The 18,836-nt window shown below is 72.0% G+C and carries 18 protein-coding genes; 6 read left to right on the top strand and 12 right to left on the bottom strand.

All coding sequences use genetic code 11. The annotated features are described in order from the left end of the window. The first annotated feature begins 279 nt into the window (after nucleotides 1-279). Nucleotides 280-2,187 (top strand): M4 family metallopeptidase, encoded by a 1,908-nt coding sequence (locus ABD268_RS06545; protein WP_344149298.1) that lies wholly within the window; start codon nucleotides 280-282, stop codon nucleotides 2,185-2,187. 239 nt (nucleotides 2,188-2,426) lie between these two features. Here the strand turns inward: ABD268_RS06545 and ABD268_RS06540 are convergent, their stop codons facing one another. From ABD268_RS06540 to ABD268_RS06490, 11 genes are all read right to left on the bottom strand, one after another. Beyond that, nucleotides 2,427-3,206, bottom strand: coding sequence for a helix-turn-helix transcriptional regulator (locus tag ABD268_RS06540; protein WP_344149296.1), 780 nt, complete (start codon nucleotides 3,204-3,206; stop codon nucleotides 2,427-2,429). A gap of 26 nt (nucleotides 3,207-3,232) precedes the next feature. After that, a complete protein-coding gene (locus ABD268_RS06535; RefSeq protein ID WP_344149294.1) occupies nucleotides 3,233-4,204 on the bottom strand; it encodes a sterol desaturase family protein in 972 nt (323 codons plus the stop codon). Between the two features lie 45 nt (nucleotides 4,205-4,249). Then, nucleotides 4,250-4,666, bottom strand: a complete 417-nt coding sequence (locus ABD268_RS06530; RefSeq protein ID WP_344149292.1) for a nitroreductase/quinone reductase family protein — start codon at nucleotides 4,664-4,666, stop codon at nucleotides 4,250-4,252. Between the two features lie 84 nt (nucleotides 4,667-4,750). Then, nucleotides 4,751-6,331 (bottom strand): SpoIIE family protein phosphatase, encoded by a 1,581-nt coding sequence (locus tag ABD268_RS06525; protein WP_344149290.1) that lies wholly within the window; start codon nucleotides 6,329-6,331, stop codon nucleotides 4,751-4,753. Continuing rightward, nucleotides 6,331-7,731, bottom strand: coding sequence for an ATP-binding protein (locus ABD268_RS06520; protein ID WP_344149288.1), 1,401 nt, complete (start codon nucleotides 7,729-7,731; stop codon nucleotides 6,331-6,333). The genes ABD268_RS06525 and ABD268_RS06520 overlap by 1 nt, the downstream gene beginning before the upstream one ends. After that, nucleotides 7,728-8,747 (bottom strand): ATP-binding protein, encoded by a 1,020-nt coding sequence (locus tag ABD268_RS06515; RefSeq protein WP_344149863.1) that lies wholly within the window; start codon nucleotides 8,745-8,747, stop codon nucleotides 7,728-7,730. Before ABD268_RS06515 ends, ABD268_RS06520 begins: the two co-directional genes overlap by 4 nt. A 5-nt stretch (nucleotides 8,748-8,752) precedes the next feature. After that, complete coding sequence (locus ABD268_RS06510) at nucleotides 8,753-9,169, bottom strand: anti-sigma regulatory factor (RefSeq protein WP_344149286.1); 417 nt, start codon at nucleotides 9,167-9,169, stop codon at nucleotides 8,753-8,755. Continuing rightward, a complete protein-coding gene (locus ABD268_RS06505; protein ID WP_344149284.1) occupies nucleotides 9,150-9,569 on the bottom strand; it encodes an STAS domain-containing protein in 420 nt (139 codons plus the stop codon). The genes ABD268_RS06510 and ABD268_RS06505 overlap by 20 nt, the downstream gene beginning before the upstream one ends. Continuing rightward, a complete protein-coding gene (locus ABD268_RS06500) occupies nucleotides 9,569-10,399 on the bottom strand; it encodes an STAS domain-containing protein (protein WP_344149282.1) in 831 nt (276 codons plus the stop codon). Before ABD268_RS06500 ends, ABD268_RS06505 begins: the two co-directional genes overlap by 1 nt. A gap of 135 nt (nucleotides 10,400-10,534) precedes the next feature. Next, a complete protein-coding gene (locus tag ABD268_RS06495) occupies nucleotides 10,535-11,128 on the bottom strand; it encodes a hypothetical protein (RefSeq protein ID WP_344149281.1) in 594 nt (197 codons plus the stop codon). Nucleotides 11,129-11,230: 102 nt separating this feature from the next. Continuing rightward, the gene (locus ABD268_RS06490; RefSeq protein ID WP_344149279.1) at nucleotides 11,231-12,064 is read right to left on the bottom strand and encodes a hypothetical protein; all 834 of its coding nucleotides are present in this window, start codon (nucleotides 12,062-12,064) and stop codon (nucleotides 11,231-11,233) included. 182 nt (nucleotides 12,065-12,246) lie between these two features. Here ABD268_RS06490 and adhE point away from each other — a divergent pair, with 182 nt between their 5' ends. The 5 genes from adhE to ABD268_RS06465 all read left to right on the top strand — a co-directional run bounded on the left by adhE (nucleotide 12,247) and on the right by ABD268_RS06465 (nucleotide 18,082). Then, the gene (gene adhE / locus ABD268_RS06485; RefSeq protein ID WP_344149277.1) at nucleotides 12,247-14,859 is read left to right on the top strand and encodes a bifunctional acetaldehyde-CoA/alcohol dehydrogenase; all 2,613 of its coding nucleotides are present in this window, start codon (nucleotides 12,247-12,249) and stop codon (nucleotides 14,857-14,859) included. Then, nucleotides 14,849-15,301: an SRPBCC family protein gene (locus ABD268_RS06480; RefSeq protein WP_344149276.1), complete on the top strand. Its 453-nt coding sequence runs from the start codon at nucleotides 14,849-14,851 to the stop codon at nucleotides 15,299-15,301. Before adhE ends, ABD268_RS06480 begins: the two co-directional genes overlap by 11 nt. Nucleotides 15,302-15,378: 77 nt before the next feature. Beyond that, on the top strand, nucleotides 15,379-16,548 hold the full coding sequence (locus ABD268_RS06475) for an endonuclease/exonuclease/phosphatase family protein (RefSeq protein ID WP_344149274.1): 1,170 nt from the start codon (nucleotides 15,379-15,381) through the stop codon (nucleotides 16,546-16,548). A 291-nt stretch (nucleotides 16,549-16,839) separates the two neighbouring features. Next, the gene (locus tag ABD268_RS06470; RefSeq protein ID WP_344149272.1) at nucleotides 16,840-17,085 is read left to right on the top strand and encodes a hypothetical protein; all 246 of its coding nucleotides are present in this window, start codon (nucleotides 16,840-16,842) and stop codon (nucleotides 17,083-17,085) included. Between the two features lie 271 nt (nucleotides 17,086-17,356). Next, nucleotides 17,357-18,082, top strand: a complete 726-nt coding sequence (locus tag ABD268_RS06465) for a class I SAM-dependent methyltransferase (protein ID WP_344149270.1) — start codon at nucleotides 17,357-17,359, stop codon at nucleotides 18,080-18,082. 1 nt (nucleotide 18,083) lies between these two features. On the opposite strand, the gene ABD268_RS06460 is transcribed toward ABD268_RS06465, so the two are convergent. Next, complete coding sequence (locus tag ABD268_RS06460; RefSeq protein ID WP_344149268.1) at nucleotides 18,084-18,821, bottom strand: FliA/WhiG family RNA polymerase sigma factor; 738 nt, start codon at nucleotides 18,819-18,821, stop codon at nucleotides 18,084-18,086. Nucleotides 18,822-18,836: the final 15 nt, after the last annotated feature.

The raw sequence follows: 18,836 nt of genomic DNA, 5'->3' as shown, positions 1-18,836 counted from the left end.
GTCCGCGCGGGGAGCAGCGCGGCCGTGCGGCCGGCTCACGTCCGAGCCCGTCCGGCGGTCGGGGCACCTCGCCGGAAGCCTGCCGGCGGGCGGTCGCCGGCTCCGACGGTCCTGTTGCCTCATGAATGTGCAGCTGCATGAAGTTGCACGGGTCTTGTCTGGTGGTGCGCCCCCCGGGCTCTTAGCGTGTGCCGGGTTCAGTGCGACCGGATCGGTCGCACTTCTCAGTTGGAGGGACCCCACTTCATGCGTTATCGCTCCTTGCTCGCGGCCACCGCCGTGACAGCCTTGGCAGCCGCGACCCCGCTCGTCACCGCGAGCACGTCGTCGGCGGTCGACACGACCACCGTGACCAGCGACCGGTCATCCCAGCCGGCAGGGTCGTTCGCGCTCAGCGGTCCGGCCGCCGCCCACTACAAGCTGCCCTCGGGCATGCGCGAGCTGCACACCTCCACCTTCCCGGACGGACGGACCCAGACCCGCTACCAGCAGGTGGTCGACGGCGCCTCCGTCCTCGGCGGCCAGATCACGATCATCCGCAGCGCCGCCGGCGAGGCCGAGACGGTCATCGGTGCCCACTTCCCGGCCCTGCAGGCCAAGAACAAGGCCAGGCTGACCAAGGGCGAGGCCAAGAAGAAGGTGGCCGAGCAGATCGGCACCGACGGTGACTTCGACAGCACCCTGCGCCTCGACCCCAGCACGGGCCGTCTCTTCTACCAGGTGCAGAGCATCCGGTCCGACGAGCGTCCCGTGCGCTGGGTCGACGCCACCACGGGCGAGACCATCAACGCGTTCGACGCCGTCGCGGAGGGCGAGGGCGTCGGCGTCAAGGGCGACACCAAGACCGTCGACAGCACGAAGACGGCCAACGGCGACTACCGGCTGCTGTCCGGCGACAACCGCCAGTCGACGTACGACGCGATGAACACCGGCCGCACCACCCCGCTGCAGGTCAAGGCGATGACCGACGCCGACGACGTGTGGGACCTGCCGGGCATGACCAGCCCCGGGCAGCCCGCGGGCGTCGACGCGCACTACTACGCAGGCGTCGTGGACGACTTCTACGGCGACACGTTCGGCCGCAACAGCATCGACGACCAGGGGATGAAGATCATCTCCGTCGTCCACTACGGCCAGGGCTACTGCAACGCCTTCTGGAACGGGTCCTACATGACCTACGGCGACGGCAACGGCACCACCTGCAAGTCGCTGTCGGGCGGTCTCGACGTGGACGGCCACGAGCTCACGCACGGCGTCACCGAGCACACCTCCGGCCTCATCTACGAGAACGAGTCCGGGGCGCTCAACGAGGCGTTCAGCGACATGATGGGCAACACCATCGAGTTCTACGCGGCCAAGCACAACCTCGACCCGGCCGCGCAGCCCGACTTCCTGATCGGCGAGGACGTCATCAGCACGGCCGGCGACCCGACGCCGGGCTTCCGGAACATGGGCGACCCGATGCAGGACGGCGACCCGAGCCACCTCTCGCAGGAGTACACCGGCGCCGAGGACAACGGTGGCGTGCACACCAACAGCGGCATCGCCAACCACGCCTACTACCTGGCCGTGAACGGTGGGTCCAACGCCAGCTGCTCGGCGAACCAGTACCACGGGGTGCTGCTCCGCAGCAACGACTGCAAGATCGTGGTGCCCGCTCTCGGTCTCGACGCGACGGCACAGGTCTTCTACGACGGCTTCACCAGCCTCCCGGAGTACGCCAACTTCTGCGACGCCCGCAACGCGACCGTCGCGGCCGCCGGCGGATCCGCGACCGGCAAGCCGACCGCGGCGTCCAAGTCCGTGCGACTGGCCTGGGATGCCGTCGGCGTCCACAACGGCTGCAAGGAGGGCACCCCGCCCCCGCCGCCGTGCGTCGGCTCGGCGAACGCCACGCTGCCGATCGAGTCGCCGCACCCCTACGGCAACAATGGCGACTGCACCTGGACCTACGACAACGGGTCTGCCGGCTTCAAGTTCCACTTCACGCTGATGGACATGGAGCAGGACTACGACTACGTCTACGTCAAGGACGCCGCCGGGAACGTGCTGAACACCTACACCGGCAGCATCCCCGGCGGGTTCGACTCGGCCTGCATCCCGACCTCGACGGGCTCGGTGCAGATGACCAGCGACCCAGCCGTGACCGGGCAGGGCTTCACCATCGACTCGGTAACCCCCTGCTGACCTCGCGGCCGGCCTGACGGCGGGCTCGACGCCCGCCGGCACGAGCAAGACCGGCCCCTGGTCGCTCAGCAGTGAGCGACCAGGGGCCGGTCCTCGTCGTACGCGCGACACGCGCGGGCGAAACGAGATGGCCGGGCCGGCCGGCTCCCCTGTAGGCCGGCCGACTCCGCCGGCGGACAGGAAACACCACGGACGGGGCCGTCGTCATCCGGGTTGCAGCATCCTGCAACCTGCTGTGGTCAGTCCTCCCGGTCCGACCACAGCTGCAGCCGGACGCCCGCCGCGAACCGGGTCTTCACGCCGAGCACGTCGAGCAGCGCGGCGATGTCGGACCGCACCGTGCGGACGCTCACCCCGAGCGCAGCGGCGATGGCCTCGTCCCCGACACCGGTCGTCATCAGCGCCACGACCTGGCGCTGTCGCGGGGTGAGGCCGTCGAGCGCGACCGCCCCGTCCTCGGGCGCGGAGGAGGCGTTGATCGTCGCCTCCCAGTAGCGCCAGGCGGCGTCCAGGCAGCGCGGCGAGCGGACGGCCATCACACTGGGTTCGCCGTCGACCTCGGGGCCGTGCAGCAGCACGAACTCCCGGTCCACGATCTTCATCTGCACCGGCGCGATGCTGAAGAGGTAGGTACCGGCCGGTTCGGCGGCCAGCAGCACCCGGGCACCGGGCTCCACCCCGCTGGCGTCGAAGACGCTGACCATCCGCAGCCCGCGCTCCACCAGGGCCCTGTTGTTGGGGAGGCTGGCGCGCATCTGGGCCGCGGTCGTCGAGGGGCGCACCGAGAGCAGCTCGTGCCACGTGCGCGACGCCTCGACCATCCAGGGGTTGATGTGGGGGTGGCGCGCGACGACCTCGATGTCGGGGGCCGGACCGCTCGACACCAGCGCTGCCGCCTCGCTGCGCCGGACCTGGAGCACCGCCGCCGCGTCGAGGACGGCCTGACGGGCGCTCTCCGGGACGCGGTTGCGTGGCCACGAGGGCCGGGCGACCGCAAGGTCCTCGTCCTTGATCCCCATGGTTGGCACCTCCTCGTTCCGAGACGTCAGACAGGAGAAGTGTCCGCCGGTACGGCCCGTGCCGCCAACTCGGGAGCCGGTGGCGCGGCCGGCCGCCAGCCCGGGGGCCCGAAGACGTAGCCGAGCTTGTCGCGCAGCCGCGGCGTACGGCGTACGTCGCGCGCGATGGCGGCGTACTCGCGGGTCTGGAGCCGGACGATGTGATGGGTGCCCACCCGCGTGGTGAGGCCGTACGTCGGCCGGTGCAGCTCCGGCTGGAAGGAGCCGAAGAGCCGGTCCCAGACGATCAGGATGCCGCCGTAGTTGCGGTCGAGGTACTCGGGGTCGCTGCCGTGGTGGACCCGGTGGTGCGACGGGGTGTTGAGCACCAGCTCGACCGGGCGCCAGAGCCTGTCGACGCGCTCGGTGTGCACGAAGAACTGGTAGACGAGGCTCAGCGAGAAGCCGAGGAACACCAGGGCCGGCGGCACCCCGAGCAGGGGGAGCGGCAGCCAGGCGACGATCTCGGCCGAGTTGTTCCACTTCTGGCGCAGCGCCGTGGCGAAGTTGAAGTACTCGCTGGAGTGGTGCGCCTGGTGGGTGGCCCAGACCAGGCGCACGCGGTGGGCGACGCGGTGCGCCCAGTAGAAGAAGAAGTCCGCGCCCAGGATCGCGATCGCCCACGTCCACCACGCGTCGATGGGGAGGTGCCAGGGCGCGACGTAGGCGAAGAGGACCGCGTAGAGCACGAGGGCCAGCGACTTCCACAGCGTCATGGTCACGACGGACACCACGCCCATCGACATGCTGGCCAGCGCGTCGCGGCGGTCGTAGCCACCGGGCAGCGGGAGCGCCCTGCCGTCGGGGGTCCTGCGCTGGTCGTCGGGGCGCTCGTCCTCGAGCAGGTACGCCGCCAGCCCCTCGAGCCCGACGAACAGCAGGAAGAACGGGACCGCCAGCGCCACCGGGTCGTGCAGGGCCACCGGGATCGCCTGCCACAGGTCGGCGAGGGACTCCATGGGGACCGACGATAGTGGACCCCGGACAGGACCGGGAGACGTCAGTCAGGCGGGGACCGGAGCCAGCGCGACGACCGCGAGCCGGCGGCTCACCTTGCGCTGGTAGGACTCGTAGTCGAACACGTCGGCGTTGAGGCGCGCCCACATCTCCTCGCGCTCCGGTCCGTCGATCTCGGTGCCGGACACGGGCGTCGCCGTGCCGTTGATCTTCACCGTCCCCGGCGACCCGGCGCGCAGGTTGAGCCACCAGCCCGGCTCCCAGTCCGCCCCGCCGTTGGAGGCGACCACGATCCAGCGGTCCTGCTCGGCGAGGTAGAGCAGCGGGGTCGTGCGCGGCTGACCGGTCCTGCGCCCCACCGTGGTCAGCAGGAGCAGGTCGCCGCCCCGGAAGCGGCGCAGTCCCAGGCGGCGTACGACCACGTTCGCCACACGGTTGACCAGGACGAAGGCACGACGACGCATGGTCGGCACCGTAGCCGCGCGGGCGGGCCGGAAGGGCGGCTTTCGCGCAACGCGTGCGCGAGAGGCAGCTCGGCCCGGAGCTGCTCAGAGGTGTGCGTCGACGTCCACGATCAGCAGGGCGACGTCGTCCTCGCCGTGACCCCAGCGGTCGATGATCTGGTCGGCCAGCGTCTCCGCCTCCACGTCCCGGGCCCGGGCCACGTCGTCGGCGAGCCGCTCCATGGTTCGGTCCAGGGGCTCGTCGCGGCGCTCGACGAGCCCGTCGGTCATCAGGACGACACGGTCCCCGGCGTGCAGCGCGAGCGTGGTCGGGTCCGCCGCGCCGACCTGCAGGCCGAGCATCGGGCCCTCGCAGTCGACGTACGCCGGCCGCCCGTCCCGGACCAGGAGCGGCGGGAGGTGCCCGGCGGTCACGACGTCCATGCTGCTGCGGTCCGGGGCGATGACCGCGATGCACGCGGTGGCCGTCAGCTCGGGGGTGTCGCGACGGTCGAGCAGGACGTCGAGACGGTTGAGGATCTCGGTCGGCCCGTGCCCGTCGTACGCGTAGGCCCGCAGCGAGTAGCGGATCTCCGCCATCACGACCGCCGCCTCCAGGGAGTGGCCCTGGATGTCGCCGATGACCACGAAGCAGCGGCCGTCGTCGGTCTCGAACGCGTCGAAGAAGTCCCCGCCCACCTCGGCGTGCTGCTCCGAGGCGCGGTAGCGGGCGGCGATGACGAGGCCCTCGCGCTCCGGCAGGACCGCCGGCAGCAGGCTGCGCTGGAGCATCAGGGCCGTACGCCGCTCGTGGGCCAGCACGCGCAGGTTGGACAGCGCCACCGAGACCGACTGCGCCAGGCGCTGCATCAGGCTGACCGAGTGGGTGTCGTCCTCGACCGCCTCGGTGGGCACCGCGATCAGGCCGGCCAGCACCGCGGCCTCGCGCACGGGCCAGAGCCGCCAGGCGCCCTCGCCGATCGTGGGGAGGACGTCCCGCCAGGCGTCGACCTGCGGGCTGGCCACCATCTCGTCGCCGACGGCCGCCAGCAGCTTCTCGACGTCGACCGCGTTCAGCAGGGACGAGGCCGCCGCCAGGTCCCCGACCGAGCAGGTGCTCCGGACCCCCTGCCCGTCGTCACCGACCAGCACCGCGACCGCCACGGTGTCGAGGACCTCCGCCGCCGCGCGGGCGGCGGCGTCGGCCAGCCGCGCGGGGTTGGCCGCGAGGTTCAGGCGCACCGAGACGCGGTGCAGGCGTCCGGACCGGGCGGCGAACCGCTCGGCGCTGCGCCGGGCACCCGACGCGCGGAGCAGGGCGCGGACCGTGGACAGCATCTCCTCGGGGTCGATCGGGTCGACCAGGTAGGCGTCGGCGCCCACGTCGAGGCCGGCGATCCGGTCGGTGGTCTCCACGGCGACCGCCGAGATGTGGACCACCGGGGTGGCGGCGACGGCCTGCCGGGACCGGATCAGGGAGGTGACCTCCAGGCCGCTGCGGTCGGGGAGGTGGACGTCGAGCACGGCCAGGTCCACCGGCTCCCGGTCCATCAGGTCGATCGCCTCGCCCGCCGACTCCGCCTGGACGACGCGGTACCCGGCGCGGCGCAGCCAGCTGCTGATGACGTACCGCTTGGCCGGGGTGTCGTCGCACACCAGCACCGTCGGCGCACTGCTCTCCTCCATCAGCCCTCACCCGCCTCGACCGCGGCACCGGCGTCCGGCGCCGGCCCGGCCACGGGCAGCGACAGCGTGAACACGCTCCCGACGTCCTGCTCGCTGCGCAGCGTCAGCTCGCCACCGAGCGCGCGCGCCACGCGCTGGGCGAAGGGGAGCCCCAGCCCGGTGCCGCGCACGGTGGCGTGAAGGGGGGTGCGCACCTGGTAGAACTCCTCGAACACGTGGACCTGGTCCTCCGGCGACATGCCCAGCCCGGTGTCGCGCACCTCGACCAGGACGCGGTCGCCGTCCCGGTGCGCGGAGAGGCCGATCTCGCCGGCCTCGGTGAACTTGGCGGCGTTGCTGAGCAGGTTGCGCAGCACGTGTCGGATCAGCTCGGGGTCGCTGCGCAGCCGGCCCGCGGCCCCCGGGTCGTCGGCGACCAGCGCGACCGCGGGACGCAGCAGCGGCTCGATGGTGCCCCGCAGCTCCTCGAAGAGCTGCTGCAGGGAGACGTCCCGCAGCGTGGCGTCCAGGTGGCCCGACTCCGCCTTGGCCAGGTCGAGGAGCTCGTTGACCAGCCGCAGGAGGTCCTCGGCACTGGTCCGGATGTACCCGATCTGCTCCTGCTGCTCGGTGTCCAGCGGATAGCCGCCGCCGTCGTCGAGGAGGAGCCGCGTCAGCCCGAGGATGGAGTTGCCGGGGGTGCGCAGCTCGTGGCTGATGCTGCGCAGGAACCTGCTCTTGGCCTCGCTGGCCTCCCGCAGCTGACGGTTCTTGTCGTCGATCTCGGCGTAGAGCGCCACGACGCCCTTGTTTGTCCGCTCGAGCTCGGTCGAGAGCTCGTCGTACAACGCCATCACGCCCCGGTTGGTCTCCTCGAGCTCGGCGTTGGCCACCTCGAGGTCCGCCTTCTGCCGGCGCACCTCCTCGAGGGCGGCGATCAGCTCCCGGTTCTGCTCGCGCAGCTCCTCGCCCGGCGTGCGCGCGGCGTGGTGCTGCAGCCGGCGGTTCAGCTCGGCGCGGCGGTCGGCGGTCATCTCCACGCGCGAGCCCAGTCGCTTCGACAGCGTCACGGTGGGCCGGCCGTCCGGACCGAGGGCCACGTCCACCTGGTCCATCAGGCGGTTGGCGGCCTCCAGGCCGGCCTCCCAGCTCGCGCTGCGGGGCAGCGACCCGGAGGCGACCGCAGCGCCGGAGACCACGAGGACCACCGAGATCGTGTCGGGCGGGACGAACGAGAAGGTCAGGTCGCCGCCGCCGGCGAGGACGACCTCGCGGCTGACCTCGCTCAGCGCGGTGGCCACCCGCACCGCGTCGAGGCGGTCGAGCCCCAACGCGGCCGAGCAGTCGCGGCCGACGCGACGGGCCGCGAACACGTCGGACTCCGCCTCGAGGTGCACGCGCAGGATGGTCTCGCCGCTCATGCCGGGACCCTGAGCACCACGACGCTCGCGTCGTCCCGTCGTACGCCGGCCTCCCGCATCAGCGCCGCCGCCAGCACCGCCGGACCCTGGCGGATCACGCCGGGCAGCGACGAGAGCTCCCACTTCTCGGTGAGCCCGTCGCTGTGCAGCACCACGGCCCGGGTGTCGGAGGCGTCGAACGAGGTCTCGCGGACCCGGGGCAGGTTGTGCCCGACGATGCCCGGCTGGGAGGCCATGCCGCGGGAGCGGTGCTCGCCGAGCAGCCGGCCGGCGATGTTCCCGACCCCGGCGTGCACGACGGTGCGTGTGTCCTCGTCGAGCCGCACCACGGCGACCGCGGCACCCCGGGTGCCGGACAGGGCGCCGTGCATGCGCGTGATCAGCGCGCCGGGAGCCACGCCGGCGGACTCCTGGAACACCTCGACGGCGCGCGTCGACGCCACGGCGGCCAGCGGGCCGTGCCCGAGGCCGTCGGCGGCCATGATGAGGTGCCCGCCCTCGAACGCGCGGTGGGCGATCGCGTCGCCGGAGACCTCCTGGCCCCGGAGCGGGCGCACCAGGCCCGAGACCGGCAGCGCGGCGGGCTGCTCCAGGGACGGCCACAGGGCGGCGGAGACGACGGTCCCGTGACCCGGGACCGAGTGCAGGTGCAGCGCTCCGGCCATCCGCTTCACCGCGCCGAGGCCGATCCCGAGCGTGCCCGAGGTGGTGGTCCCGTCGGCGACCATCGCGTGGATGTTGCGCCGGCCGGGTCCCGAGTCGATGGTGATCAGCTCGACGCCGGTGGTGGTCTCCGCCTGGATCCGGCGCAGGACGACGCTGCCCTCGCCGGCGTGCTTCACGATGTTCGAGGCGAGCTCGGTGGCGGCGATGCCGACCTGCGCCACCCGGTTCTCGTCGAAGCCGGCGATGGTGGCCAGCTCGGTGGCGCGGCGGCGGACCGTCGGCACCGACCCGTCGTCCTCGACGTGGATCCACACGTCACCGGTGGGCTGTGGGAGGCCCGGGCGGGTCATGGTGGTCACCGCTTCCACTTCGTGACGCGGACGCTCGTGCCCTTGCCGGGGGCGGTCTCCAGGTCGAACTCGTCGACGAGTCGCTTCGCCCCGGACAGGCCGAGGCCCAGGCCGCTGCCGCTGGTCCAGCCGTCGGTCATGGCGAGGTCCACGTCCGGGATCCCCGGACCCTCGTCGACGAACTCGACCAGCACGCCGCGTCGACGGTCCCGGTCGACGGTCTGCACGAGCACGCGGCCGCCGCCGCCGTACACGAGCGTGTTGCGGGCGAGCTCGCTGGTGGCGGTGACGAGCTTGGTCTGGTCGACGAGGGAGAACGTGGCCGCGACCGCGGCCGCGCGCACCGCCTGCCTGACGCGGACCACGTCCGCCTCGGAGGCCAGGACGAGAGGCTCGGCGGTGTCAGTCGACTGGTGGCTCATGGGTCCGGTCGGGGGAGGCGGGCTCGAGGGGTTCCTCCTCGACGGGTCCCGCGGAGCGCTTGAGCAGGGCCAGGCCGCGGTCGACGTCCAGCGCCGTGCGGACGCCGCTCAGCGTGAGCCCGAGCTCCACGAGCGTGATGGCGACGGCCGGCTGCATCCCGACGACCACGGTCTCGGCGTCCAGGACCCGCGAGACCGCGGCCGTCGTGGAGATCATCCGGCCGATGAAGCTGTCCACGATCTCGAGCGCGGAGATGTCGATGAGCACTCCGCTGGCGCCCGTCTCGACGATCCTGTTGCTGAGGTCGTCCTGTAACGCGAGGGCGATGTGGTCCTGCAGGTCGATCTGGATCGACACCAGCAGGATGTCGCCGATCTTCAGGATCGGTACGCGATCCATCAGCTGCCCGACCGCCCGTTGCGCGGGACCAGGTCGAAGCCGGAGCGCCGCAGCGCCAGCAGCAGGGCGTCGGACAGGCTCGCCTTGGTGTGGATGTCCCCGAACTCGATGCCCAGCCCGACCACCGTCTGCGCGATCTGGGGCCGGATGCCGGAGATGATGCAGTCGGCCCCGAGGAGGCGGGCCGCCTGGACGGTCTTGAGCAGGTGTTGGGCGACCTGGGTGTCCACGGCGGGCACGCCGGTGATGTCGATGATGGCGTGCTCCGACCCGGTGTCGACGAGCGCCTGCAGGAGCGCCTCCATCACCACCTGGGTGCGCGCGGAGTCCAGGGTGCCGACCAGCGGCAGCGCGACCACGCCGTCCCACAGCTTCACCACCGGGGTGGCCAGCTCGAGCAGGGTCTCGGCCTGCTCGGCGATGACGCGGTCCCGGGCGGCGGCGTAGGACTCGAGCATGAACAGCCCGAGGTCGTCGACGAGCCGCGACAGGTTGGCGAAGGCCTGGTAGCCGCGCAGGTCCTCGTGCGCCTCGAGCACCCCGAGGACCGCCTCCTTGAGCGCGAAGATGCTGATCGCGGTCTCGGTGGGGCTGAAGCCCTGCCGGGCCCGGGTGCTGCTGAGCTCCGCGAGCAGGCTGCGCAGCTCGTCGTACGACGCACCGCTCAGGGCGCCGGCCGCGTCGGTGCCGGCCCCGGCCAGCAGCAGGTCGAAGATCTCGCGGATGTCGTGGTCGAGCTCGGCGGCCGTGAGCCGGTCGCCGAGGTTCCGCTCGACGAGCCTCGCCCACCGGACGAGCACGTCCTCGCGGCTCTCCCTCAGCAGATCCATCCACCCGTAGGCACCAGACTCCACATGCACTCCTCAGATCTCGGACCCCGTTCGGGTCGTGGGTGATCCTAGGACCAGGGTCGGCCCTGCGCACACGGACGCCGCCGGACCCGGTCGGAGAGGACGCCCGCGGCCTCAGCCATGGCGCACCTTGGTGCTCCAGACCCGGCTGTCGATGGCCTTGGTCTGGGCGTTGTCGAGCCACGCGTACTTCCAGGAGCGGCGGACCTGCTCGCTCAGGGTGCTGAACTGCAGCCAGCGCGGGTTGTCGAGGCAGCTGCGCGGGAAGCCGGCCCGGACCGTGTTGCGGTCGTAGTCGATGCGCAGCCGGACGTCGCAGGCGAGGTCCTTGCCGCGGTTCGTCATCAGGAACCCCTCGCCGGCCCGGTTCTTCGGCGTCGCCTCGAGCCCGGCGAACCACTTCCGGTGGTCCTGGTTGCGCATCTCCACCCAGACGGTGAAGCGCTTCCCGACCGGGGCGAGGTCGACGAACTTCGCCTTCACGATCACGCGCGAGTCGGTGTGGGTGTACTTCGTCCGCAGGAAGTCGCCCAGTGACGCCCCCGGGGTCGCGGTCGGGTTGGTCCCGCCCTCCTCGACCTTCCACATGTCGCCCTGGGCGTCGTCGACCGCGCGGCTGGCGGCCTCGGCGGGCCCGGCGAGGAACGGGAGGGCCGCGACGGCGGCGGCAACGGCGGCGGTACGACGGAGCGACGTGAGGTGCTGCATGGGGACTCCCTCGGCGGTCGGCGAGCGGTCGTTCCCCCGAGCATCCGCCGTCGACCGGTTCGTGTACCGGGCCGGAGGTCCCACATCCGGCCGCCCGGGGGGTCAGTGCGTCGTACGACGGCGCCGGACCAGCAGGGTCAGCGCGCCCGCGGCCGCCACCATCCACACGACGGCCAGGGCGGTGGCCACGTCGGAGTCGCCGCGGCTGGGGTAGTCGGAGGTCACCTTGGGCGGCAGCATCTGGGCCGGGCCGCCCTCGTTGGCGTGGACGACGGCGGTGACGTGGGCGGCGTCGTGGGCGACCACCGCGCCGAGCGGGTTGCCGGTGAGCATCGCCGGCAGGTTGGCCATCACCGCGCCGATCTCGGGGGAGCGCAGGTCCCGGTCGCGGTACTCGGGGTAGCCGAGGTGGTACGCCGCGGTGACCAGCATCGACAGGGCCAGCGCCAGGGCCGCGAAGCCCACCTTGCGGCGGGCGCCCTCGTGGTCCCCGTGCATGACCAGGTGGGCCACCGCCGCCGGGAAGACGAACAGGACGAGCGCGTCGACGGCGCCGTACACCAGGCCGCGCCAGAGGATCTCGAACGCGAGGCGCCAGCCGTCCGGCCGGTCCGTGCCGGCCTGGTTCAGCACGACCGCCACCAGGACCGGGCCGACGAGCAGGCCGACCACGAGGCTGCGACCGAGGTGGTGGCGCCAGAACCCGCGCAGCTGCTCGTCGTACACCCGGACGAACGCGACGAACCACGCCACCGCGATCGTGAAGTAGACGAGGTAGTAGAGGTCGGGCTGCAGCCCCAGCAGGTCCGCGCCGACCAGTGGCACCAGGAAGAAGAGGAGCGCACCGCCGGCCAGCCACAGCCAGGGTTCCGCCCGCCGGGAGCCCACCGCGGCGAACTTCGACGCCCCCTGGGAGCTGGTGTGCTGAGCACACATCGCGACACCTCCTGCCGTCAGGTTGCGACGCGATGCGGTGGCGGGGTCAGGGCCCCAGGTCCTGACCGGTCCCGAACGGGTCCCCCGGCAGGTGGGTCTCCTCGACGTCCACGCTCGTGACCATCGTCCCTGTCCGCAGGCACCGGCGCTGGTCAGGGTGGTGGTGACCCCTGGAGCGCGCCATGACACTGACCGAAACACCCCCCACCGGCCTCGACGACGCGAGGCGCCACGAGGTCGACGCGATCGTCGACGCCAGCAGGAGAGCGGCCGAAGGCTTCCGCGAGCTCGACCAGGAGGAGGTCGACGCGATCGTCGACGCCATGGTGCGGGCCGGCGTGCGCGCGGCCGCGGAGCTGGCCCAGGTGGCGATCGAGGAGACCGGGTTCGGGGTCTTCGAGGACAAGGTGGTCAAGAACTACGTGGCCACCGAGTTCCTGTCGGACTACCTGCGCGACAAGCAGTCCGTGGGCGTCATCGACGAGGACGTCGAGCGCAACATCGTCCACGTGGCCGAGCCGATCGGGGTGGTCCTCGCGATCACGCCGGTGACCAACCCGACCTCGACGGTCCTCTACAAGGCGATCGTGGCGGCCAAGACCCGCAACGCGATCCTGTTCCGGCCCTCGCCGTACGCCACCCGCTGCTGCGAGCGGGCAGTGGAGATCCTGCGCGAGGCGGCCGAGGCGGCGGGGATGCCGCCGGGTGCCCTGCAGGTGATCCCGGACGCCGCGCACGAGGTGACGCACTACCTCTTCAAGCACCCGGACGTGGACTTCATCTGGGTCACCGGCGGGCCGAAGATCGTGGCGCTCGCCAACGCGGCCGGCAAGCCCGGGCTGAGCGTCGGCCCGGGCAACGCCCCCATCTACATCCACCGGTCCGCGGACATCCGGGGCGCGGTGGTCGACATCCTGATCTCCAAGACGTTCGACGCCTCGGTGATCTGCCCGGCCGAGCAGACCTGCATCGTCGACGACGCGGTGTACGACGAGATGCTCGCGGAGTTCCAGCGGATGGGCGCCCACTTGCTCACCGAGGAGGAGGCCGACAGCCTGGTCCAGTTCGCCTTCGGCTGCGAGACGGGGATCGGCGACAAGGTCAACATGGCCGCCCTCGGCCAGCTGGCCCCACAGCTCGCCGCCCGGGCAGGCCTCACCGTCGCCCCGGAGACCAAGCTGCTGCTGGCGCCGCTGCCGACCGACCTCGACCAGCTCGCGGCGCACCCGCTGGTGCAGGAGAAGCTGATGCCGGTGCTGGGCCTGGTCCGCTCGCCCAGCGTCGAGCACGGCATCGCCGCGGCGGTCCTGGTCACCGAGCACGGCGGCCTCGGGCACACCTCCGCGGTGTACGCCGAGGACCCGGCGGTCATCGACGCCTACGGCAAGGCGGTGCGCACCGGCCGGATCCTGGTCAACGCGCCCACGGCCGTGGGCGCGCTGGGCGGGGTCTACAACAACCTGACCCCGACGTTCTCGCTGGGCTGCGGCACCTGGGGCGGGTCCAGCACCACGGAGAACGTCAACTACCTGCAGCTGCTGAACATCAAGACCGTCTCGCACCGGCGGACGCCGCCGCAGTGGTTCCGGGTCCCGTCCAACACCTACTTCAACGCCGGTGCCCTGGAGAACCTGCGCGAGATCGAGTGCGAGACCGCGGTCATCGTCACCGACGCCGACAGCGAACGCCGTGGGGTGCCGGACCTGCTGCGCGGCAAGCTCCGGACCCAGCACGTCCAGGTGTTCAGCCAGGTCGAGCCGGAGCCGGACGAGGGCACCATCCGCGCTGGCGTCGCGCTGCTGACCCGGGCCCGGCCCGACCTGCTGGTCGCGGTGGGCGGCGGCTCGGTCATGGACGCCGCCAAGGCGATGCGGCTCTTCTACGAGCACCCCGAGAAGTCGCTGGACGACCTCACGCTGCCGTTCCTGGACCCGCGCAAGCGGGTGGCCGACTACCCGCGGGACGCCCACTCGCTCCGGCTGGTCGCCGTACCGACCACCTCCGGCACCGGCTCGGAGGTCTCGCCGGCCGCGGTGATCACGGTGGGGGAGCGCAAGGAGACGCTGGTCGACTACTGCCTGGTGCCCGACGTGGCCATCGTGGACCCGATGCTGACGCTGAGCATGCCGGCGACGGTGACGGTCGACAGCGGTGTCGACGCGCTCACGCACGCGCTGGAGGCCGCCGTCTCGATCTTCGCCTCGCCCTACACCGACGCGTTCTGCGTGCAGGCCGCCCGGCTGATCTTCGACGCGCTGCCCCGGGCGCTCGAGGACCCGCAGGACCTCGGCGCCCGCACCGACATGGCCAACGCCGCCACCCTGGCCGGGCTCGCCTTCTCCAACGCCTTCGTCGGCACCAACCACGCGCTGGCCCACGCGGTGGGCGCGCGGTTCGGGATCGCGCACGGCCGGGCCAACGGGCTCTTCCTGCCGCACGTGCTGCGCTACAACGCCGGGCTGCCGAGCAAGTTCATGCCCGCGCCGGGCTACTCGGCGTACGTCGCGCCGGACAAGTACGCCCAGCTCGGCCGGGTCGTCTTCGGCGGCCGGGAGCCGGAGGAGAGCCGGCGCCGGCTGTTCCAGGGCGTGGAGGACCTGCTCGACCGGCTCGGGATGCCGCGCTCGATGAAGGCGCTGGGGATCTCCGCGGAGGAGTTCGAGGCGGCGCTGCCCGGGCTGGCGATGACCGCCTTCTCCGACCTCAGCAACCGCACCAACCCGCGGATGCCGCTGCTCAGCGAGCTCACCGAGCTGCTCCGGCTGGGGTACGACGGGGGTCCGGATGCCCACTGACTCCGACACCCAGACCGTCGAGGTGGACGCGCCGTTCGCCGACGTGCTCGCCACGATCCGGGACGTGGAGAGCCAGGTCGACTGGATCCCCGAGATCCTCGAGGCCGAGCTGCTCGAGGTCTACGAGGGCGACGAGCTGCCGGCGACCGCCCGGTTCAAGGCGTCGGCGGCGGTCGGCACCGACGAGTACACGCTGAGCTACGAGCACACCGACAACACGATGAGCTGGACCATGCTCGCGGGGAAGATGCAGACCGGCCAGGAGGGCTGCTACACGCTCGTGGAGCTCGGGCCGGACCGGACCTCGGTGACCTACGAGCTGACCATCCACCACAACCTGCCGCTGCCCGGCTTCGTCCGGCGCCGGGTGATCAAGGGGCTGGTCGCCAGCACCCTGACCGGGCTGCGCAAGCACTTCGAGGCCACGGCGTACGGGTCCTGAGCCTCCCCCAAAGGGGTGATGCACGTGGCGCCTCGTGGGGCAGAGGGTGGGGGCACTGTCGACCCCAGGAGTGACCCATGAGGTTCCGGACCCGCGCCCGCCTTGCCGTCGCGTCGCTGCTCACCGTGGCGGTGGCGATCGCGATCCCCGGTTCCGTCCAGTCCGCCAGCGCGGACGCCGGCAGCGGCGGGCGCGGCGGCGAGCTCACCGTGATGACCCAGAACCTCTACCTCGGCTCGAGCCTCGACCCGGCCCTCGTCCCGGACCAGACCCCGGAGGACTTCGTCCGCGCGGTGGCGCAGATCTACGGCACGGCCGTGTTCACGAACTTCCCGAAGCGCGCCGAGGCGATCGCCGACACGATCGACGCGCAGGAGCCGGACCTGATCGGGCTGCAGGAGGTCACCCGCTGGATCGCGCAGCCGCTCGTCGCGGGAGCGAACCCGCCGAGCTACGACTTCCTCGCGATCCTCCAGGCGGCGCTGCAGAAGCGCGGCCTCGACTACAGCGTCGCCGCGGTCTCCGAGAACGCCGACATCGGCCCCGCGCCGCTGGTCGCGCCGGGCTTCGGCTGCGACGCATTCACCGACCCGACCAAGCCGAACTGCGTGGTGAAGCTCCAGGACCGCGACGTGATCCTGGTCAACGACGACACCGCGGGCCTGGTCGTGAAGGACTCGCAGAGCGGCGACTACGCCACCCAGCAGACCTTCCCGGTGCCGAGCCTGCCGGGGACCCCGCCGGCCCCGCCGGTCTCCTTCGCCCGCGGCTGGGCCTACATCGACGCGACGTACAACGCGACGAAGTTCCGGTTCGTCACCACCCACCTCGAGGTCGAGGGCTTCCCGACCGTGCAGGAGGCGCAGGCCCGGGAGTTCCTGGCCGGACCCGCGAAGACCGGCGGAGCGGTGATCGCCACCGGCGACTTCAACTCCGACGCCGAGCCGGCCCCCACGGACACCAACACCACGACGTACACCGACCTGACGAAGTCGTGGTTCAAGGACGCCTGGGCGGTCAACGGCGGCGCCAACGGCGACACCTGCTGCCAGAACAGCACGCTGACCAACCCGGTCTCGCAGCTGAAGACCCGGATCGACCTGATCCTGACCCACGGCCCGGTGCGCACCCAGTCCGCCGAGGTGGTCAACGACGAGCTGATCTCGAACACCCCGCCGCTGTGGGCCTCCGACCACGCCGGCGTGGTGGCCACGCTCAGCCTGCCGGGGTCCAGCGGGGCCAACTGAGCCTCGTCACCTCGGGCGTCGTACGGGACTCACCGGCGCGGGCGGTCGATCGCCGCTTTATCAAGGTATGTAGGCGGACCGTCGCTTCCCACGACGCGTGAACCGTGGCAGGTGGAGACTCGGCGACATACCTTGATAAAGCAGGTCGCCAACCTGCCTCCCGGCCGGGTTGGCCGGGTTGGCCGGGCTGGGCGCGCGACGTCGACTGCGTCACAAGCAGGGGCGATCGGGACTAACCGACGAGGGGGGTGTGCTCTACCCAGTGAGAGCGCACCCCTACCGAGGAGATCCATGCCCCGTCTGATCGATGACCTGAACGTCCTGCACGAGTCGTACGTCGACGCCATCAACACCGCCGTCACCGAGAACGACCCGGCCCGCGCCGCCGAGCTCGCCGCGGCGTACGACGCCGACGCGATCCAGATGATCGCCGAGCACGAGGGCCGCACCGACCTGCTCCCGATCCGTCGCCCGGCCAAGCCGGACACCCCGCTGCGCCGCCTGGTCGCCCGCCTCACCGCGCTGCGCGCCGCCTGACGCTGGCCGTCGTCCGGGGTGGCGGTGAGCCTGCCCCCGTTTGTGCCGGGCGAATGGTGGCCAGCTCACCGCTGGCGGCGTCGGCCCTGGAGTGGCGGTGAGTCTGCCCCCGTTTGTGCCGGGTGAATGGTGGCCAGTCCACCGCTGGCGGCGTCGGTCCTGGAGTGGCGGTGAGTCTGCCCCCGTTTGTGCCGGGTGATCGGTGGCCAGTCCACCGCTGGACCCGACACGATTTCCGAGGCCCCGGCCGGGAGGGGCTACGGTCACGTCCGTGGCCGACCCGATCTTCGACGACCGCCGCCTCGCGGAGATCTACGACCCGCTCGATCCCGACCGCAGCGACCTGGACGTGTACGCCGGGATCGCCGACGAGCTCGGCGCCCGCAGCGTGCTCGACGTGGGCTGCGGCACCGGCACCTTCGCGTGCCTGCTCGCCGAGCGCGGCCTCTCGGTCACCGGCGTCGACCCGGCCGCGGCCTCGCTCGACGTGTCCCGCACCAAGCCCGGCGCCGACCGGGTGACCTGGCTGCACGGGGACGCCACGACGCTGCCACCGCTCCAGGTCGACCTGGCGACCATGACCGCCAATGTCGCGCAGGTGTTCGTGACCGACGAGGACTGGGCGGCGACGTTGAACGCGGTGCATGCCGCGCTCCGTCCCGGCGGCCACCTGGTGCTCGAGACCCGGGACCCGGCCGCCGAGGCCTGGCGCGAGTGGGACCGCGAGCACACCCACGCCCGCGCCGATGTCGACGGCGTCGGGGGAGTGGAGACCTGGTGCGACCTCACCGACGTGAGCGGTGACCTGGTGTCCTTCCGCTGGACCGTCGTCTTCGACTCCGACGGCGCCGTGCTCACCTCGGACTCGACGCTGCGCTTCCGCTCGCGCGTCGAGGTCGAGGCGTCGCTGGCCGACGCCGGCTTCACCGTCGAGGACGTCAGAGACGCGCCGGACCGGCCCGGCCGCGAGCTGGTCTTCCTGGCCCGTCGGGGATGAGTCAGTGCTGCAGTGACTCGGCGAGCTTGCGGCGCAGCGTCATCGTGGCGCGGCTGTGCAGTTGGCTGACCCGGGACTCGGTGACGCCGAGCACCTGGCCGATCTCGGCGAGGGTGAGCCGCTCCCAGTAGTAGAGCGCCACCACGATCTGGTCGCGCTCGGCGAGCTCGCGCACCGCGGCGAGGAAGCCGGGCGGGATGTCGTCGTCAGCGCCGGGCAGGTCGACCGCGGCGCGCGGGGTCTCCTCGTCGTCGAGGGTGGCGGCCTCGAAGCTGACGACGCTGGTGTAGGCGGTCTGGCTGTACATCGTGCGCAGCTCGGCGACAGTGATTCCGAGCTCGGCGGCGACCTCGCCGTCCTGCGGCGCGCGCCCCAGCTGGCGCTCGAGGCCGGCCTGGGCGGCGTTGATGTCGCGGATCTTCTCGCGGATCGACCGCGGCACCCAGTCCGAGGCGCGCAGCCCGTCGACGATCGCCCCGCGGATCCGCGACACGGCGTACGTCTGGAACTGCAGGCCGCGGTCGGGGTCGAACTTGTCGATGGCGTCCATCAGCCCGATCACGCCGTCGGAGACCAGGTCGGCCTGCTCGACGGTGGAGGGGAGGCCGGAGCGGACGCGGCCGGCGACGTACTTGACGAGGGGGGAGTACTGCAGGACGAGCCGGTCCCGGGCGTCCTTGTCACCGTCGTCCTTGAACCGTCGCCAGAGCAGGTCGACGGAGTTGTCGAGTGCCTCCACGTCGTCCTCCCCCGA

Source organism: Nocardioides koreensis (assembly GCF_039531775.1).
Classification (GTDB): domain Bacteria; phylum Actinomycetota; class Actinomycetes; order Propionibacteriales; family Nocardioidaceae; genus Nocardioides; species Nocardioides koreensis.
The sequence above is the reverse complement of the archived record's forward strand: the minus strand, read 5'-3'. Positions and strand labels throughout refer to the sequence as shown.

Excerpts from the sequence above, each read along its gene's own strand:
- ABD268_RS06505 (WP_344149284.1), bottom strand. The coding sequence starts at position 9,569 with ATGGATCGCGTACCGATCCTGAAGATCGGCGACATCCTGCTGGTGTCG.
- ABD268_RS06515 (WP_344149863.1), bottom strand. The coding sequence starts at position 8,747 with ATGACCCGCCCGGGCCTCCCACAGCCCACCGGTGACGTGTGGATCCAC.
- ABD268_RS06480 (WP_344149276.1), top strand. The coding sequence starts at position 14,849 with ATGCCCACTGACTCCGACACCCAGACCGTCGAGGTGGACGCGCCGTTC.
- ABD268_RS06540 (WP_344149296.1), bottom strand. The coding sequence starts at position 3,206 with ATGGGGATCAAGGACGAGGACCTTGCGGTCGCCCGGCCCTCGTGGCCA.
- ABD268_RS06535 (WP_344149294.1), bottom strand. The coding sequence starts at position 4,204 with ATGGAGTCCCTCGCCGACCTGTGGCAGGCGATCCCGGTGGCCCTGCAC.
- ABD268_RS06530 (WP_344149292.1), bottom strand. The coding sequence starts at position 4,666 with ATGCGTCGTCGTGCCTTCGTCCTGGTCAACCGTGTGGCGAACGTGGTC.
- ABD268_RS06495 (WP_344149281.1), bottom strand. The coding sequence starts at position 11,128 with ATGCAGCACCTCACGTCGCTCCGTCGTACCGCCGCCGTTGCCGCCGCC.
- ABD268_RS06500 (WP_344149282.1), bottom strand. The coding sequence starts at position 10,399 with ATGGATCTGCTGAGGGAGAGCCGCGAGGACGTGCTCGTCCGGTGGGCG.
- ABD268_RS06525 (WP_344149290.1), bottom strand. The coding sequence starts at position 6,331 with ATGGAGGAGAGCAGTGCGCCGACGGTGCTGGTGTGCGACGACACCCCG.
- adhE (WP_344149277.1), top strand. The coding sequence starts at position 12,247 with ATGACACTGACCGAAACACCCCCCACCGGCCTCGACGACGCGAGGCGC.
- ABD268_RS06510 (WP_344149286.1), bottom strand. The coding sequence starts at position 9,169 with ATGAGCCACCAGTCGACTGACACCGCCGAGCCTCTCGTCCTGGCCTCC.
- ABD268_RS06520 (WP_344149288.1), bottom strand. The coding sequence starts at position 7,731 with ATGAGCGGCGAGACCATCCTGCGCGTGCACCTCGAGGCGGAGTCCGAC.
- ABD268_RS06470 (WP_344149272.1), top strand. The coding sequence starts at position 16,840 with ATGCCCCGTCTGATCGATGACCTGAACGTCCTGCACGAGTCGTACGTC.
- ABD268_RS06490 (WP_344149279.1), bottom strand. The coding sequence starts at position 12,064 with ATGTGTGCTCAGCACACCAGCTCCCAGGGGGCGTCGAAGTTCGCCGCG.
- ABD268_RS06475 (WP_344149274.1), top strand. The coding sequence starts at position 15,379 with ATGAGGTTCCGGACCCGCGCCCGCCTTGCCGTCGCGTCGCTGCTCACC.